General features: G+C 39.9%; 2 tRNA genes and 1 rRNA gene. All 3 read left to right on the forward strand.

Annotated features, from left to right (window positions below):
• Positions 1-77: ribosomal RNA gene (locus tag H5200_RS23345) — 16S ribosomal RNA — on the forward strand; the annotation flags it as partial.
• A 76-nt stretch (positions 78-153) separates the two neighbouring features.
• Positions 154-230, forward strand: a tRNA-Ile gene (locus tag H5200_RS23350).
• Between the two features lie 46 nt (positions 231-276).
• Positions 277-352: transfer RNA gene (locus tag H5200_RS23355), tRNA-Ala, on the forward strand.
• Positions 353-621: the final 269 nt, after the last annotated feature.

A 621-nucleotide genomic window follows, 5' to 3' on the forward strand; every position in this document is an offset into this window, starting at 1 on the left:
CCACGGAGTGATTCATGACTGGGGTGAAGTCGTAACAAGGTAGCCCTAGGGGAACCTGGGGCTGGATCACCTCCTTATACGATTTAGAACTTATTTGTTCGTAGTGTCCACACAGATGATTGTTATTGTAAAGAGAACAAACACTTATTGTTTGGGTCTGTAGCTCAGTTGGTTAGAGCGCACCCCTGATAAGGGTGAGGTCGGTAGTTCAAATCTACTCAGACCCACCACTTCTTCAACGAAGTCGGTAATCAAACAATAAGTACCAGCATATGTGGGGCTATAGCTCAGCTGGGAGAGCGCCTGCCTTGCACGCAGGAGGTCAGCAGTTCGATCCTGCTTAGCTCCACCACTTACTTCTTAAAAATAAATATTCTTTTATCGGGCAGCTTAATCGCCTGAGAATAGAGTGTGTTTAATTTTGAGAGGTTTTTGTATCTCTTGCTCTTTAAAAATTTGGAAAAGCTGATAATAAAATTCGTATGAATAACATTGTTATTTGTACAGAGTTTTCAAAAGTAAAAAAGAATGATAGCAGTATCATTCAGTGCCATTTAATGAACGTTTTGTTTGTTGATTGGTATCTACTTTAGTATTCAATATTAACTTCTGGCGAAGTTA

This window comes from Pseudoalteromonas sp. SG43-7, from assembly GCF_014164295.1.
In the GTDB taxonomy this organism is placed as follows: Bacteria; Pseudomonadota; Gammaproteobacteria; order Enterobacterales; family Alteromonadaceae; genus Pseudoalteromonas; species Pseudoalteromonas rhizosphaerae.